General features: G+C 70.9%; 15 protein-coding genes and 1 pseudogene. 6 read left to right on the forward strand and 10 right to left on the reverse strand.

The genetic code is table 11. The features are described 5' to 3' along the window. The first annotated feature begins 552 nt into the window (after positions 1-552). Together ACFWTC_RS36875 and ACFWTC_RS36880 are read left to right on the forward strand one after the other, a co-directional pair. Positions 553-726 carry a hypothetical protein gene (locus ACFWTC_RS36875; RefSeq protein ID WP_384030307.1) on the forward strand — a complete coding sequence of 58 codons (174 nt, stop codon included), beginning with the start codon at positions 553-555 and terminating at the stop codon, positions 724-726. A gap of 495 nt (positions 727-1,221) precedes the next feature. After that, the gene (locus tag ACFWTC_RS36880; protein WP_384030309.1) at positions 1,222-3,618 is read left to right on the forward strand and encodes an ABC transporter substrate-binding protein; all 2,397 of its coding nucleotides are present in this window, start codon (positions 1,222-1,224) and stop codon (positions 3,616-3,618) included. Between the two features lie 24 nt (positions 3,619-3,642). Here ACFWTC_RS36880 and ACFWTC_RS36885 read toward each other — a convergent pair whose 3' ends face one another. The 4 genes from ACFWTC_RS36885 to ACFWTC_RS36900 form a co-directional block, all read right to left on the reverse strand. Further along, positions 3,643-4,596, reverse strand: a complete 954-nt coding sequence (locus ACFWTC_RS36885) for a hypothetical protein (protein ID WP_384030311.1) — start codon at positions 4,594-4,596, stop codon at positions 3,643-3,645. A gap of 354 nt (positions 4,597-4,950) precedes the next feature. Next, positions 4,951-5,460 carry a hypothetical protein gene (locus ACFWTC_RS36890; protein ID WP_383932387.1) on the reverse strand — a complete coding sequence of 170 codons (510 nt, stop codon included), beginning with the start codon at positions 5,458-5,460 and terminating at the stop codon, positions 4,951-4,953. Between the two features lie 2 nt (positions 5,461-5,462). Continuing rightward, positions 5,463-5,957: a hypothetical protein gene (locus ACFWTC_RS36895; RefSeq protein ID WP_383932389.1), complete on the reverse strand. Its 495-nt coding sequence runs from the start codon at positions 5,955-5,957 to the stop codon at positions 5,463-5,465. Positions 5,958-5,986: 29 nt separating this feature from the next. Continuing rightward, a complete protein-coding gene (locus ACFWTC_RS36900) occupies positions 5,987-6,112 on the reverse strand; it encodes a hypothetical protein (RefSeq protein ID WP_383932391.1) in 126 nt (41 codons plus the stop codon). Between the two features lie 1,414 nt (positions 6,113-7,526). Here ACFWTC_RS36900 and ACFWTC_RS36905 point away from each other — a divergent pair. Together ACFWTC_RS36905 and ACFWTC_RS36910 are read left to right on the forward strand one after the other, a co-directional pair. Beyond that, positions 7,527-7,964, forward strand: a complete 438-nt coding sequence (locus tag ACFWTC_RS36905) for a DUF3592 domain-containing protein (protein WP_383932392.1) — start codon at positions 7,527-7,529, stop codon at positions 7,962-7,964. Between the two features lie 417 nt (positions 7,965-8,381). Then, positions 8,382-8,516 (forward strand): hypothetical protein, encoded by a 135-nt coding sequence (locus tag ACFWTC_RS36910; protein WP_383932394.1) that lies wholly within the window; start codon positions 8,382-8,384, stop codon positions 8,514-8,516. Positions 8,517-9,120: 604 nt separating this feature from the next. Here ACFWTC_RS36910 and ACFWTC_RS36915 read toward each other — a convergent pair. Then, a complete protein-coding gene (locus tag ACFWTC_RS36915; protein WP_383932395.1) occupies positions 9,121-9,387 on the reverse strand; it encodes a hypothetical protein in 267 nt (88 codons plus the stop codon). A 15-nt stretch (positions 9,388-9,402) separates the two neighbouring features. Between ACFWTC_RS36915 and ACFWTC_RS36920 the strand changes: the two genes are divergently transcribed. Next, a complete protein-coding gene (locus tag ACFWTC_RS36920; protein WP_383932397.1) occupies positions 9,403-9,921 on the forward strand; it encodes a serine hydrolase in 519 nt (172 codons plus the stop codon). Positions 9,922-9,924: 3 nt separating this feature from the next. Here ACFWTC_RS36920 and ACFWTC_RS36925 read toward each other — a convergent pair whose 3' ends face one another. The 4 genes and pseudogenes from ACFWTC_RS36925 to ACFWTC_RS36940 form a co-directional block, all read right to left on the reverse strand. After that, the gene (locus ACFWTC_RS36925; protein ID WP_384030313.1) at positions 9,925-10,263 is read right to left on the reverse strand and encodes an STAS domain-containing protein; all 339 of its coding nucleotides are present in this window, start codon (positions 10,261-10,263) and stop codon (positions 9,925-9,927) included. Then, entirely contained in the window at positions 10,260-11,546 is a 1,287-nt protein-coding gene (locus ACFWTC_RS36930) for a PP2C family protein-serine/threonine phosphatase (RefSeq protein ID WP_384030315.1), read from the reverse strand. The genes ACFWTC_RS36925 and ACFWTC_RS36930 overlap by 4 nt, the downstream gene beginning before the upstream one ends. Positions 11,547-11,548: 2 nt before the next feature. Continuing rightward, positions 11,549-12,349: pseudogene (locus tag ACFWTC_RS36935) on the reverse strand (alpha/beta fold hydrolase); the annotation flags it as partial. Positions 12,350-12,802: 453 nt separating this feature from the next. Next, on the reverse strand, positions 12,803-13,507 hold the full coding sequence (locus ACFWTC_RS36940) for a hypothetical protein (protein WP_383932403.1): 705 nt from the start codon (positions 13,505-13,507) through the stop codon (positions 12,803-12,805). 233 nt (positions 13,508-13,740) lie between these two features. On the opposite strand from ACFWTC_RS36940, the gene ACFWTC_RS36945 reads away from it, so the two are divergent. Then, entirely contained in the window at positions 13,741-14,844 is a 1,104-nt protein-coding gene (locus ACFWTC_RS36945; protein ID WP_384030317.1) for a glycosyltransferase, read from the forward strand. On the opposite strand, the gene ACFWTC_RS36950 is transcribed toward ACFWTC_RS36945, so the two are convergent. Further along, a complete protein-coding gene (locus ACFWTC_RS36950; RefSeq protein WP_383932406.1) occupies positions 14,806-15,039 on the reverse strand; it encodes a hypothetical protein in 234 nt (77 codons plus the stop codon). The genes ACFWTC_RS36945 and ACFWTC_RS36950 overlap by 39 nt on opposite strands. Between the last annotated feature and the right edge of the window lie 181 nt (positions 15,040-15,220).

The following is a 15,220-nucleotide window of genomic DNA, read 5'->3' on the forward strand; positions in this document are numbered from 1 at the left end:
ACTTTCTTCGCCGATCGTTGATCTACCAGGCGGTCCCGTTGCACTGTTCAGCAGGGCTTGACGTACAGCTCAGGAGCCAAACGCAACGGTGTTGAGCTCTACGGTGTTGGCATGAAGAAGCGCACCGGCAGGTACCGGTCGGACAGTGTCTGTGGAGGAACCCGGTACCGCGGCTCGGAAAACCCCATCGTCAGCGTGGTGGCGATCCGACGGGTGAGCACGAATTGAGCACGGGGCCGGTGAGGCCGGCGTTCCTGAGCTGCCTGCCGGCGGTCTCCGTCCTGACGGGCTGCTCGGCCGGGTCGGACCTCGGCTACGACGACGACTACTCCCAGCACGAGCCATTGGCCGTGGTCGGATACCCGAGCCGGGGACATTGGAGATCACCCAGCGGGTGGTGTGGGAGATCGCCGACGGAAAGGCGGGCGAACTCGCCGCTCTCGGGCCGATGGGGAGCCCCAAAAGACCGCCGAGAACTGGGTCGCGGCGTTCGGCGAGGGAGCCCGTGGCAAGGTCACCGCAGAGTTCTACGACTCGGGTTCCACACGGCAGGTGGTCGTGCTGTATTTCCACGACACCAGCCAGATCAAGGAACTCCAGGTCCGGACCGTGGGCGACGACGGCTGGCGCGTGGTCATGGGCCAGCCGGACCCCAAGGAAGCCAGCGCCGTGTACCCGTGGGTGCCGAAGAAGCCGGGCGAAATCGGCTCTAAAAGGGGCGGGTGAGCTGACCGGCTCCCGGCCTGCATGAGGGGCGTCGTCCCCGTGGGAGACCACGGGGACGACGCCCCTCGCCTTGGCGGCCCGGCACGCGCCGAGATCCTCGCCGACACCGGAAGAGGCGGGATGGCCGTGGTCACAGCGCTTGCGGACGGGTGGAACTCCCGCGCCGTCTCCGACAGGCCGCGGCGGGCGGCCTTCTCCGCCTCGCCGGTGACCTGGCCGCGGCGTGCGGTCCGGTCCGGGGGCGACATCGGGGTGGGGCCCCGGCGGGCTTCGAAGACGCGGGCGGCGGTGTGCATCGCGGGGGTGTCGCCGCGTGCGCGGGGGTGCCGGCCGTCTTGCCGGGCGAGGGTCGCGGGGATCCCGATGCGTGACCGACCCCGCCGGGTAGGGGTGTGTGCGCCGGGGCCGGGCAGCGCACGGCCGGACCTCGTGACTGCGGCGTGATTCAGCCACCCTTCTCACACCTGGCCGGCCCGGCAGGATTAGAGTGTGCCCGTGACCGAGCAAAATCCGGAACTCATCGCCGGCCGGTACCAGCTGGTCGAACGCATCGGCCAGGGGGGTATGGGCCGGGTCTGGCGCGGACTCGACCAGCACCTCTTCGGACGCGAGGTCGCCGTCAAGGAGATTCTCTTCCCCCCGGGTATGGACGACGGCGACCGTGCAGCGCTGCTCCGGCGGTTCACCAGCGAGGCCCGCGCGGCGGTCACTCTCAGCCACCCGGGGATCATCACCGTCCACGATGTCGTGGACCACCACGGCGCCCCCGTCATCGTCATGGAGTTGATCCGCGGTCAGTCCCTGGCCGCCGCCATTCGCAGCCGGGGCCGGCTGCCGGTACGGCGCGTGGCCGAGATCGGCGCCGCCATGCTCGACGCGCTGGTCGAGGCACACGGGGCGCGGATCGTCCACCGCGACGTCAAGCCGGACAACGTTCTCCTGACCAAGGACCGCGTCGTCCTGACCGACTTCGGCATAGCCCACCTCGCGGACGCCACGACCAAGCTCAGCCACAGCGGGATTGTCATCGGCACGCCGCACTACATGCCGCCGGAGCAACTGGAGGGCAAGCGCCCGACTCCCGCCAACGACCTGTGGGCGCTCGGCGCCACCCTTTATCACGCCGTTGAGGGGCACCCACCGTTCGACGCAGAGGGACTCCACGCCCTGGCCGTGGCCGTGTTCACCCGCCCGCACCGGCCGCCGCTGCACGCCGGCCCGCTGGCGCCCGTGCTGGACGCGCTCCTCGCCAAGGACCCGGCTCAGCGCGTGAGCGCCGCGGAAGCGGCCGAGATGCTGGCGTCAGTGCTGCGGTCCTGCCCGCCCCGGGCCGACGCGCCGGGGAACGGACCGGAGACGCACGGGCCCGCCGCGAGCCCCGCGTCCGATCCGAGGACGGCACCCGTCCCGGCACCGGACGCGGCGGAGCACGTTTCTGCTGCGCCCACGCTGGAGTTGGCTCCGTCGACGACGCCGTCACCGCGGACGCCCACCGCCGTGGACCCCGGCGCGCGCCTCGGTGCCCGGCAAGACACCCGGCCCGAGGACCCGACCGGGCCGCCCGTGCCCCTGCCTCCGCCCGAGGACCCACATGAGCCGGGGACGACGGCCGAGCCGGGGCACGGCCGGCGGCATGCCCTCACCCGGCGAACCCTGGTCCTGGGCGCGGCCCTGGCCACGCTCGCCACGGGATCCGCCCTGACCTGGACCCTCACCCGCGATGACGACGCGCCTCGCGGCCGCGAGGCGGCCGGCGGCTCAGGCGCCTCCTCCGTCACGGTGGTGATCGGGGTGGACGCACCACTGACCGGCGGGCTGTCCGCAATGGGCGTCGGAATCAAGAACTCCGCCGACCTGGCGGCCAAGACGGCCAACGCATCCCGGTACGTACCCGGTGTGAACTTCGAGATCAAAACCCTGGACGACGGGGCCGACCCGGCCAAGGGCGGCCCCAACGCCGCCCGGTTCGTGTCCGACGAGAAGGTGCTGGGGGTCGTCGGGCCCCTCAACTCCGCAGTCGCCAAGACCCTCGTGCCACCGCTCCAGCGGGCGGACGTCGTGACGGTGTCACCGGGCAACACCGATCCCGCGCTGACGCTCGGCCCCGACTGGGCCGCGGGCACCAAGTCCCGTCCGCACTCCACCTACTTCCGCACCATCGCCACCGACGTCCACCAGGGGCCGTTCGCAGCCCGTTATCTGCACGGCAAGGCCAAGAAGACCAAGCTCTACGTCGTCGACGACGCGAGCGCCCACGGCACCGCCCTCACCTCCGGTCTCACGACCGAGTTCACGAAGCTGGGCGGCACCGTCGTGGGGACCGAGCAGGTCGATCCCGCGGAACGCGCCTTCGCGGGCCTCGCCGACAGGGTACGGTCCTCGGGCGCCGAGGCCGTCTACTTCGGCGGCTACTACGACACCGCAGCGCCGATCTCCCAGCAGCTCAAGCAAGCGGGCGTGAACGTGCCCCTGATGGGCGGCGACGGCATCTTCGACCAGCAGTACCTCACGGCGAACCCGCAGGCCGACGGGGACCTCGCGACCAACATCGGGGCACCCGCCGAGGAGTCGGCAGCGGGGCGGGAGTTCCTGGCCCGGTACGGTAAGGCGGGCTACCCGGAGGCGGCTGGCTGGTACGGCCCCTACGCATACGACGCGACCTGGACGCTCATCGAGGCGGTGAGAGCCCTCGTGGCGGCCAACGGCGGCACCCTCCCCCCTGATGCCCGGGCGAAACTCCCGCAGGCCGTGGCCCGTTCCGCCTTTGACGGTGTCACGGGCAGCGTCGCCTTCGACGGGGCCGGCGACACGGTCAACGACAGCGTGACGGTGTACGCCGTGGACGATGGCAGCTGGGTGACCGCGCCGAGCGGGAGCGTCGCCCCCCGGTGATGCCCGCCGGGACAACGCCCGCATTCAGGGCCCCGCGTTCTGCGACTCCATCGGGTTCACCATCCTCCTGCGCGCCCGACTCGCCGCCCTCAGCCGCGGCCGGACCCTGCGCCTGCGCCTGCGCCTGCGGGGGTCCAACCCCCAACTCCTCAAGCTCCTGCACCGCACCGTAGCCCTCACCCTCGGGACCTGCGAGTGGGCCGCGCTGGACCGTCGGCTCCGAGCGCCGTCGGGCCCGGCGAGGTGTCCGAGCCCGCCAGTGCTCCGTTCCCGACCCGGCGACCACGCCCTCCCCGCCCCGAGCCCGGGGCGGCATGGCCCGACGAGCACCGCGATCGTACGTTTCACGTACGCCTTGCGCACGCCGGGTCCTCGGGTTCTCCGGCGGGGGCGGAGCGGGTGTTCGTGGCCGGGTGCCGGGTACGGCCGGCCGGGCTGTACGGCGACGCCGTGGAGCACGATCCGCTCGAACTCGAGTGCCTCGAAAGCGGCGGCAGGCTGCTGGGGCAACGGGCTCAGCCCGCAAGCCACAGCGCGCCGTACGCCGGCGTCGGCGTGGTCGGCGTGGGCCAGGACGGCGGCTTCGGCGCGCGTACCGGCGTACGAACCGATCCCGGACAGGACGGTGGCAAGGACGGCCGGGTCGCGCTCCTTGTCCGACCAGTCGGTGAGGGCGTCGACGGCGAGTCTGACGAAGGGGGCCTCATCGCTGTCGGTGAAGACGACGATCAGCCGCATCAGTTCGGCACCGAGCAACCGGTGGGACGGGGCCGGATGTGTGCGCAGGGCCGCGGCGGCTGTCCAGGACTCGTGATCGCGCGGGTTGGCCGTGCCCAGCAAGATGGCGACGCCTCCCCACGCAGGGTGGTCCTCGTCGTGCTCCAGTGCGCGTTCCAGCAGTTCCCGGACCGAAGCGCGCATACCGAGCAGTTGCTCCAGGTGTGTGAGGATCGCCCCGTGCCCGTCCCGGGCGGTCATCCCGCCGAGGGTGAACTCACCGATGGTGTAGTGCTCGTCGTCGCGGGCCCGTGTACGGACGACGGCGTTCGTGCAGCCCGTGCGGCGGCGCAGTTCGGTCTCGACTCCCGTCTCGCGCCAGTGGCGTGCGAGGCCTCACCCGCGCCGTGTCCCCGGCCCGGACGGCGGAGATCAGCCGAGCCTCACTGTCCTCGGCGTCCCTCGGGTCCGTATCCGTTCAGATCCGCGCCCATGTCCCCGCTCCCCGTCGTGTCCTCGCAGCTCGGTCCAGGTTTGCCGCATGGCTGTTCGCCCGCCAGGGAGTTTTGTGCAGCGTGAGGCCGCGTTCCGTCCGGGAGGTGGATCGTCCCGCGGTCAGAGCTTGTACACGCCGCGCCAGGTCCACCCCGCCCCGACCACGGTGGAGCGCAGGGGGTTCTTCATGTCCCGCGAGTCGAAACTGAATGTCTCGACCCTGCGCCGTCGTCCGTCGGGCCCCTTTTCCAGGGCCCATTCCTTGTGGACGCGGCGGATCGGCCCGCGACCGCGCGCACGTCCTATGGTCCGGCCGGGCGGGGGGCCCGCGCGTGTCACCTCGTACTGCTCGTCCATGGCCCGTACCTCGCGCTCACGGGGGCACAGGCTCATCCAGATCTTCAGTGTCCTCTCGACCTGGCGGCGGGTGACCCCGGAACCCGAGGCGGGTTCCAGGAACCGCCACTCCGCCAGCAGGTCCGCTCCGCCCGTCCCCGTCTCGCGGATGCTGAACGGCACGCCGGTGCCGACCAGTTCGAGCAGCGCGGTCCGCAGCTCCTGGGTGGGAACGGCCTTGATCCCCGCGTCGGCATGGCGGGTGCCCATCCACTTGTCCCACAGACGGCTCACCGCTATGCCGCTTTCCCGGTGTCCGCGCGCACGCTCCGCAGGAACTCCTGGAAGTCGCCCAGCACGGCGTCGTGCTGGGCGGCCGTCGCGGTCAGGGCGAGCCGGATCACCGCACGCTTGCGCGGTTCCCCGGTGTCGACGAGGCCGAGGTGGACCTGGGACTGGACGAGATCGCGGTGCACGTCCCCGGTGACGGCCGGGAACACCAGGCGCTGGGTCAGGGCGGGGGCGTCGGCGCTGCCGAATTCGCGGCGCTCCGCGACCGTCACCGGCGCGGTGGCCTCGCCCAGTCGCTCCGCGGACTTGGAGGCGAGCTCCGCCGGCGTCCTGGCCTCCGGCGGGAAGCCGCCCTCGACGGTGATGTCGGCAGCGAACCCGGCGTCCGGCTCGGGATGCACAGCGGCGGACGCTACGCCGGGGTCACGGCCCTCCAAACGGGCCGGGAGCCAGCCCTCGGGCAGACGGAAATCGATCGGGACCGGCAATGACGTGGGCATTCAGGGTCCTCCTTCCAGGGGGTAGTACATCAGTTCCTCACCCGGTCGACGAAGTCGCCGGCCGCGTCACCGACGGCGCCGGCAGCGTAGCCCGGGGTGTCGGCGGCGCTGGATGCGGCCTGGGTGAACTTGTCGGTATCGAACGTGATCTCCAAGCCCAACACCCCGCCGAAGCCGGGGGAAAGTCCCCCTTGCCTCCGGTCTTGTACACGCCGGTCTCTTCGTCCTTCTTGTAGCCGAACCAAGCTTCCGCCCCGGGCCGGCCCGGCCCGCGCCGGTCACCCCCACGCCGATTCCGGCCGTCTCCGCGCCTCCGGCGCCGGTCTTGGCGACGAAGCCCTTGTCGGTGATGTCCAGGTTCCCGGTGGCCCGGGCTCCCGACTCCGTCGGGCGGCTCAAGCTCTCCGGAGTCGACGACCTCTACGCCCGGTAGCGGTGAAACCGGCGTCGGGCCCGGTGACCGTGACGCCCGGTCGGTCTTGGTGGCCGCGTTCTCCTCATCAGCCGGCAGGGGTTCGAACTGCCGGGTGGGGGTGGCGGCGGGACCCTCCGTCCTCACCCGACACCCAGCTGCTCGCCGTAATGATCGCCATCCGGGCCGCGCGGGGCGGCACCGGCAGGATCAAGGCCGCCGATGTGAGGGCGCTTCGGCCGGACGACGCGGACCGGGCCGTCGCTGAGCCGCGGGCTCCGGGCTCCGGGCTCCGGGCTGGCAGATTTCCGGCCTGCTCATAGACCAGGACACCGCTGTCCGGCTCGCCGTCCTGTTCCTGACGGGCCACGCCTCCGCCCATCTGAACGGCGCCCTCCCCGATGATCTGGCGCGGACCTGCCGCGACAGGCTGCTCGACCTGGTGACCGGCGGCATCCCCACCCGCCTCGACGGGGACGGGTACCGCCGTGGAGCACAATCCCCCGACCGGTGGCTCCTCCGGCAACACTCACCACGGGAAGACGGCCACTTCTGCGCGCCCCTCGCGGGGCAGTTCCGTGCAACGGATCCCTCCGCCGGGGTACCACTCAGTCACCGGCGGAGCGGCCGTCCCGCGCTCCTCGCACCACGAGGCCGGGACGATCCCGCCGCAGGCATGCCGCGCGCACGGGCACGCCCTGCCCATCGCGTACGCCAGGCTGTGTCGGCGTCGGACGCTCCGTCCACCGCGGCCCGGCCCACGCGGGCGATCTGCCCGACCTCGGGCAAGGAGCACCGTGTCCGCCTCCGGGGTGGCCAGCGCCAGGGCGGCGAGGGGTGAGGCGGCCGGGCGCGGTCCGCCGCAGGTGTCGCCAGTCCACCGCGGGGCGGGTCTGCGGCAGGAGCGCGACGGTGACGGCCGAGTACAGCGGGACCTGCACCACTCCCCCGGCCGACCGGCCGTAGTCGACGTCCGCCGCGCCCACCGGGGCCACCGGGGCCAGGCGCGCCACGGGGCCGAAGTCGGTGCGGCGGACGCCGAGTCGTACGGCGGCCCGGTCAGGGCCGAGGGGGACCCGACGGTCCAAGAGGCCGGTAGATTCCGTTCGGCAGCGCCACGGATGGTGGCCCGGGGGTAGGTCGACGTGGAGGACAGCGTGGAATTCTTGCGCGAGGGAGGCTACGGGCTGCTGCTGAGTTCTGTCGGGCTCATCGCCATATCGGTCTGTGTGGCTCTCGCGGTGCGGACCTGCAGCCGATGGCTGCTCGTCCGCAAGACGTTCAACGAAGGGCTACCCACCGAGGGCAGGGTGCTGGATGCCTACGCCCTGCCCGGAGGCCAGGGCCGGGCGGGCCTACAGCACGCCATCGTGGGCTTCCGTGCGGCCAACGGGCGCGAGTACCGGCTCGACATCGACACCGGCCGGCGACGGCCCCTGGGTGCGCAGGTGCGGCTGCGCTACCTCCCGTCGAGCCCGGAACGCGCAGTCCTCGTCGAAGCGGGTACGGGCACCATGCGCACGGTGCTGATTCTCCTGTTTCTGATGGTCCCCGGGCTGGTCGGCGTCCTCGTCACTGCGCTGGGACTGTCCTGAACCTTGCTTCCGGCCAGCGCGCCAAGCGCGTGGAGCGGCATCTGCAAGCGTCCCACGGCCTGCCCCTCGTCGTACGCCTCACGCTGCTCGCCCATCGCCCCGCCCTCCCCTTTTCGCACATCACCACGAACCCGACTACCGGGCCGTGACCGAAAGATTCAGGAACATCCAGCTTATTGTCAATAGCTATAATTTCTTGGGGAGTTGGAGGCGCACCGTACATACCCGTACGCGTATGCGAGGGGGCACGGACCGCGCTCGGTGTACAGGCCGCCCGGGCACCGGCTCCCGCCCCGGCGGCGGTCGGTACGGCGAAGGGTGGTTCGGGCAAGGCGCGGCAGCAGGGATTACAGCGGGGCGTGGAGGTGCTCGCGCAGTAAGTACGTCGCACGGGAAGGCGGCCTGACCGGGCGCCCGGTGGTCGAGGTGCTGCCCGACGGGGCCGAGCACCGCACGGGGATCGGGTACGGCAACCAGAAAGCCCGCCGCAACAAACTCGACGCCGGACAGCGGGCAGCACTCGCCGAACTCGGGGTGGAGTGGGCCCGGTAGCGGGGGCAGGTGTGGCGCGCGGTCGGCCGGCGGTTGTCGATGCTCGTCGGACGGCTGCTGCCCTGTTGAGCTCGGCGTGTCCCGGGGCCCGGGGTGGCCTTCAGTAAAGTGCGCCGGTGATCCCACACAGGGCGGGCAGACCACGGCAGCACCTTGTCATCGCCTGTGCAGTCCTCGTTCTGACCGCTGTGGCTCTCGGCTTGTACGGCACTCGACCCGTGCGGCCCCCTTGTGTCTTTTCCATCTCCAGAATCGCGGACGGCAATGCCGAACTCCCTGACGGGACTGGCCGGGTTCGACCGCACAAGCGAGCGGGGCACGGCGGCCGCACGGCCGAGCCCAGAGCTGGTAGGACGGCGGAACGCGGCCGAAGTGTCCCCACCCGTCACGCGGCGCCTGAAGCCTCTGGGTTTCGCGTCAGCACGTGACCTGAGCGTCTCTCGCCGCCCCATGCCCGTAGCCGCGCACCTGCTCTCTCAGCTCATGACAGTGACATCCCCGGCTCCGCACGCCTGGCGACCAGTGCGAAAGCCCCCGCCATGCGAACAGATCGGTGTCTCTCACCGTCGCTGTCCCGGAACCGAGAGATCGCAGGCAGGGTCGCTCAGTCTGTGGTTGTTGGGGCTAGCAGCGTGGCGGCCGCGGCAACGAAGGCCACGGATGCTTCCTTGGCCGCATGCCGCCGGGCATCCAGCTCAGCGCGGCCGGTGGCCTTGCGCAGCGCGTACGTGGCATCTGCTGCCTGCTGGGCGGGGCCGGCCAGCTCGGGAATCAGGACCTGAAGGCGGATGTGGGGCGCGGTGATCGCCGCCCGGGTGTCGTGGGACCTCGTCTGGGCCTCCAGCTGGTGCTCGGGGCCTGCCTCGGTCATGGTCAGTCGTTCCCGATGGAACATCGCGGAGCGGTGCGCGTCCAGGGCGGCCGCGAAGTCGGTGACGGCTCCGAGCTGGTCTTGGCGGTGGCTGTCGACACGCTCACGTACCAGCAGTTGGCCGACGAGCACGTCCTGGATCCGCTGGGGCTGGCGGCGGGCGCCGTCACGGCGAACCCCCCGGAGAACCGGCATCCGGTGGCACGCACCCTCTTCTGGCGGCGCCGCGCTCCATGGACCCTCGACGGGCCGATCCTGCCTGCCGGCGGCCTGTGGTCCACTCCGCGGACCATGGCTTCCCTCGTGGTCGGCCTGCTGGTCGAGCCCAGGCCGGGACCGCCGGCGCCCACGTGGCGCAGGGCGAACTCGTCGATGTCGTGGCACAACGGAGCCACCGGCGGAGCGTCCGTCGTCGCCGTGGCTCGACCCCCTCCGGGCCGCCTGGAGGCGGAGCGGCCTCCACCGCCTCCACGAGCGCGAGCAGCCAGCCTGACGGTCATCGCCACGGTGCAAGCGGCCCTTCCCCCGGTCTGACGGTCAGTGCCCGACAGCGGACTCGGCGTCGGGGTGGAGAGCGAAGACAAGGTTCAGGCCCACGACGCGCAGGACGCGCAGCGTGGGGGCCGGGACGGCCGCGAGGGCGATGTCGGCTCCGGCGGCCTGGGCGTGGTTGCGGGCGGCGATGAGGGCGCTGATGCCGCTGGAGTCGCAGAACTCCATGCGGGCGAGGTCCAGGACCAGGCGCTGGCCTCGTTCGAGGGGGAGGGTGGCGAGGAGGTCGCGCAGGTCGGCGGAGGTGTCGTAGTCGAGTTCCCCGATGACCTTCAGCACCGGGCCGGTCGGGGCGTCTCGGACGGCGATGTCCAGCGGGCTCATGTCGGCTTCCCGGTCGTAGGACTGGCGGTGCAAACGCCGAGGGCGAGCAGGGCGGTGTCGTCGTCGAGGCCGTCGCCGAAGCCGTCCAGCAGACCGGTCAAGGCGGCGATTACCTCGTGTGGGGACTCTCCGGCGTGGTCGGCTGTGAAGGCGTGTAGGGCGTCGTCCCCGTACAGGTCGGTGCGGCCTTCGCCGGTGCGGGCTTCGGTGAGGCCGTCGGTGTAGAGCAGGAGAGTGTCGCCGGGGCCCAGGGTGGTGGTGGCGGAGGTGAAGGGCGCGTTGGGCAGGATGCCGACGAGGAGTCCGCCGGGGGTGGGCAGGAAGCCGGCTGTGCCGTCGGCTCGCAGGACGAGAGCCGGTGGGTGGCCGCCCGCGGCAAGGCGGACCGTGACGTGCCCGGTGGTGTCATCGGGTTCGAGGATGCCGAAGATGGCGGTGCAGTAGCGGGGGTCGCCGGCGCTGTAGCGCGCGTGGAGGGCTTTGTTGAGGGTGGAGAGGGCGGAGACGGGGTCGGGGTCGAGGAGAGCGGCGGTTCGCAGGGTGTAGCGGGTCAGCGAGGTGACCGCGGCTGCCTGGGGGCCTTTGCCGCACACGTCGCCGAGGAAGAAGGCGAAGCGTTTCCCGTCGATGGGGAAAACGTCGTAGAAGTCGCCACTCAGGCGGTCGGGGGAGGCGGTGCGGTAGTGGGCGGCCGTCTCCATGCCGGGTATGGGCGGCAGGGTGTCGGGCAGCAGCGATGACTGGAGTGCGGCGAGGGCGTCCTGGAGCCGGGCCCGGTCGGCCTCGGCCTGCCGGTGTGCCTCCTCGGCGGCTTTGCGGGCTCGCAGGAGTTCCTCTTCGTAGGCGCGGCGGTCGCGGGCGTCGAAGAGGGTGGTGCGGATGAGCAGCGGCTCGCCCGTCGCGCCGTGCTTGACGACGGAGGAGGCCAGCACCGGCATCCGGACGCCGTCGGTCTTCTTGATCTCCAGGGCGACGCCGCCGAGCTCGCCCTGCATCCGCAGCAGCGGTGCGAAGTGCGTCTCGTGGTAGATCTTGCCGCCCACGGTCAGCAGGTCGGTGAACCGTACCCGGCCCACCACGGCCTCACGCTCCAGGCCCAGCCAGTCCAGCAGCGTCATGTTGATCTTCGCGATGGTGCCGTCCATCAGCGTGGACAGATACCCGCACGGCGCGCTCTCGTAGAGTTCCTCGGCGCTGTCCTCCAGCAGCGCGGCGAACGCCGCGTCGGAGGTCTTGTCCTCGCCGGCGTCCTGCGGGTCGGGCTGCTGACCGGTGCGGCACATCGTCGCAGGCCCGCCAGGAAGCCGGTGATCGCCTCGTTGGTGGCTTCGGGTGCGGACAGGTGCGGGCAGTGCCCGGTCGCATCGAGGGTGAGCAGTGTCGAGCCGGGGATCGCCTGGTGGACGAAGGCGCCGACCTCGCGGGGGGCGATGGCGTCCTGGGTGCAGTCCAGTACCAGCGTGGGCACGCTCACGTTCTTGAGTTCGTCCCTCGAGTCGGACAGGAAGGTGGTGCGGGCGAAGACGCGCGCCATCACCGGGTCTGTGGCGCAGAAGCTGTTCGTCAGCTCCTCACCGAGCTCGGGCCGTTCCGCGTTCCCCATGATCACCGGTGCCATCGCAGCCGACCAGCCCAGATAGTTCGACTCCAGCGAATCGAGCAGCTCGTCGATGTCCTCGGCGGTGAACCCGCCCCGGTAGCCCTCGTCGTCTGTGTACCGGGGTGAGGGCGCCACCATCACCAGTGCCCCGATCCGCTCCGGAGCCATGGCGGCGGCCAGCACACCGATCATCGCGGAGACCGAATGCCCCACGAACGCCGCGCCCCGAAGGTCGAGCACTTCGCACACGTCCACCACGTCCTGGGCATAACCGGCGAGGGATGCATAGCGGGCGTCGGAGAACGCGGAGAGATCCGAGCGGCCCGAACCCACGTAGTCGAACAGCACCACCCGGTAATCCCTGACCAGGGCAGGAACCGTGAGGCGCCACATGTTCTGGTCACAGCCGAACCCGTGCGCCAAGACCACCGTCGGACCATGGGGATTCCCGGTGACGGTGACGTTGTTCCTGCGCTCGATATCCATATCCAGCAGTCTCTCAGGCCCCACCCACCGCCTCCAGCAAGCCCCGACGCACCCCTGGATCCCGCAGTCGGCACCCGCCTCATCCGGGCAGACATCGCCTATGACCCCGGCTATCCCCGTGGAACTGGAACCACTCGTCCACTGCGCGCATGACCGGCGGTTCGTTCTCGCCCTCCGGATTGTGGCTGCACCACAGAAGCTGAGCCGGAACCGAAACCAGTGGACAAAGCCGCAAGCTTGAAGGACGCGGCCGCGCAGGCCTTCGAAGCGCCCGGGACGTGCGCGGGGGCGCCCGGGGCGGGGCGGCAGCCATGCGGCCGCCGCCCCGCCTGCCGGATCCGTCTCCGGTGAACGGCCTGCCGCCGGCTCAGCCGGGCGGGCGCCGTGGCACCTGGCCGAAACCGCGTGGGGGCCATTCTCCGGAGGAGGGGTCGTTCACGTACGAGGTCCTACCTACGGGAGGTCACTGAAGGGCTTGCTCCGCAGCGTGCCCGGGGTGGGAGACGGCAGGAGCTGAATCCAGGCTTCATCCCAGACGAAGGTCACGCCGTTGGTGTCGCCGTGGGTCTGGTAGACGGTGCCGGCCGTGGTAAGCACCTTGATCCAGGAGTCATTGCCCTGGTTCTGGATGGAGATGCTGCAGGCCCCTGCCGGGTAACCGGGATTGTCCGCGTTGGTGAGGTCCTGCCAGACAGGGGCCCCACCCGGTGTACTCGCCCGGCCCGCGTACGCGATGCCGTTCGTCAACGCAGCACTGAACGACTCCGTGTTGTTCGGGTTCAGGCTGTCGATGTCGTTGCACGGCCCCGCCGCACCGGTGGCACCCCTCGGGCCCCTCGGGCCGGTCGGGCCGGTGGGTCCGGTCGGGCCTCGGTCACCCTTGGGGCCGCGCGGACCGCGCGGACCGCGCGGACCTGTCGGTCCCTGGCACTTGTCGGGGTCCGCGGACATCACCTGCGCCTCTGGTCTGGCCTTCTTGCAGTGGTCACCGGTGGAAGGCGACTCGGCGGATGCCCTGAGAGCCGGGGCGGCAGCCGCCGCCGGACTGGTGATACCCGCCAGCACCAGTGCGATCGAGGCGAAGGCACCCCCGGTGAGCCAGGCGGTACGCCTGGGCAGCGGGCCCAGGGTTGAGCGGGTCCTGTCGACAGGACTCATGGCCACTCCCTTGTCGAAGCCGTGTCAAACACTGCGCCGGAGCCCGTACGCATTCACGGATCTCCGACGCCATCCTGGGAAGGGCGACTGCACATCGGCACCGCGCCTCGCCCGGACGTCAGCGGAACGGCTCAACGTTCGCAGCCACTCGGGTTCACTCGCCGCGGCCGGCCGGGCCGGTCCACGGCGCGCCGCGCCCGGGATCAGCGGCGTATTGCCTAGGGTCACGCGCCGTGAAGCCGACCATCTGCCTGTGCATGATCGTCAAGAACGAAGCGGCCGTCATCGAGCGCTGTCTCTCCTCCGTCCGAGGCCTGATCGACACCTGGGTCATCTCCGACACCGGGTCCACCGACGGCACTCAGGATCTGATCCGGACGGCCCTGCACGGCATCCCGGGCGAACTCCGGGAGGAGCCCTGGGTCGACTTCGGGCACAACCGCAGCCTCAACATCGCGCGGGCCGTCGGCCGCGCCGACTATCTGCTGCTCCTGGACGCCGATCTGGTCTTGGGCCAGGACGGTCCGATGCCCGCCCTGACCTCGGACTCCTACATGCTCCGTCACGAGGGCACCACGGAGTACCGCATCAAGCGTCTGGTCCGCGGGGACCTGCCCTGGCGCTATGTGGGCGTCACCCACGAGTACCTCACCTGCGACGGCGACAACCGTCCGGAAGAGCAGCGCAACCTGGACGCCCTCGTCATCGAGGACTATGCCGACGGCGGTTCCCGGCACGACAAGTTCGAGCGTGACGCCCGCCTGCTAGGCGCCGAGCTCGAACGGGATCCGTCCAATACCCGCACCGTCTTCTACCTCGCCCAGACCATGCGCGACATGGGCGACAGGGCTGCCGCGATCCGCTTCTACGAGCGCCGGGCAGCCATGGGCGGCTGGGCCGAAGAGGTCTACTACGCGCTGTTCCAGGCCGGTGTGCTGCATGCCGAGTCCGGCGACTGGCCGGCCGCCATGGATGCGCTGTCCCGGGCCTGGGAGGTCCGGCCGGAACGCCTGGAAGCCTGCTACGACCTGGTCGCCGGGCTGCGCGAGATGGGCCGCTACCGCGCCGCCCATGCCATTGCCGCGTCCACGGTGGGAAAGCCCGCTCCGGACGACCTGCTCTTCGTGCAGCCGTGGGTGTACCGCTGGGGCCTGCTCTTCGAGTACTCCATCACCGCGTACTGGGTGGGGGACATGGCCGCATCACTGCGCGCGTGCGATCAGCTCCTGGCTTTGCCCGACCTACCCGATTCCTATCGAGAGCAGACCCTGGCGAACAGGGAATTCGCCCAGAAGCGGCTACCGTCCGCCCGCACCCGGCTCAGCACGACACGCTGAAGATCCACTCCATGCCCAGTCGCCGAGGACGGGCACCACAGCGACTTCCTGAAGGCATACGGCGGCGGCCGTGAAGTTCCAGTTGTTCGCGGCGTTGACGGCGCTGCCGAGGTCGGAGGCGGTGTCGGCGTGTGCGGGGGCAGTGAGGCCGACGCCGGCGAGGGCCAGTGTGGTGGCAGTGATGATCTTCTTCATGTCCGCTGCAACGAAAAAGTCGGGCCCAGGACACGCCCTGATCATGTGACACGTCTGCGGTCATTTCACCGCTCTGTGGAACACGTGGAGGGGCCCGGGCGCCTGATGGCACCCGGGCCCCGAAGGAACTGCTACACCATCTGCCGGCCCTGATACTGCGCCGGCCTACTTATCCGCGTGC

Origin of the sequence: Streptomyces sp. NPDC058619 (genome assembly GCF_042717785.1) — a bacterium.
GTDB lineage: Bacteria > Actinomycetota > Actinomycetes > Streptomycetales > Streptomycetaceae > Streptomyces.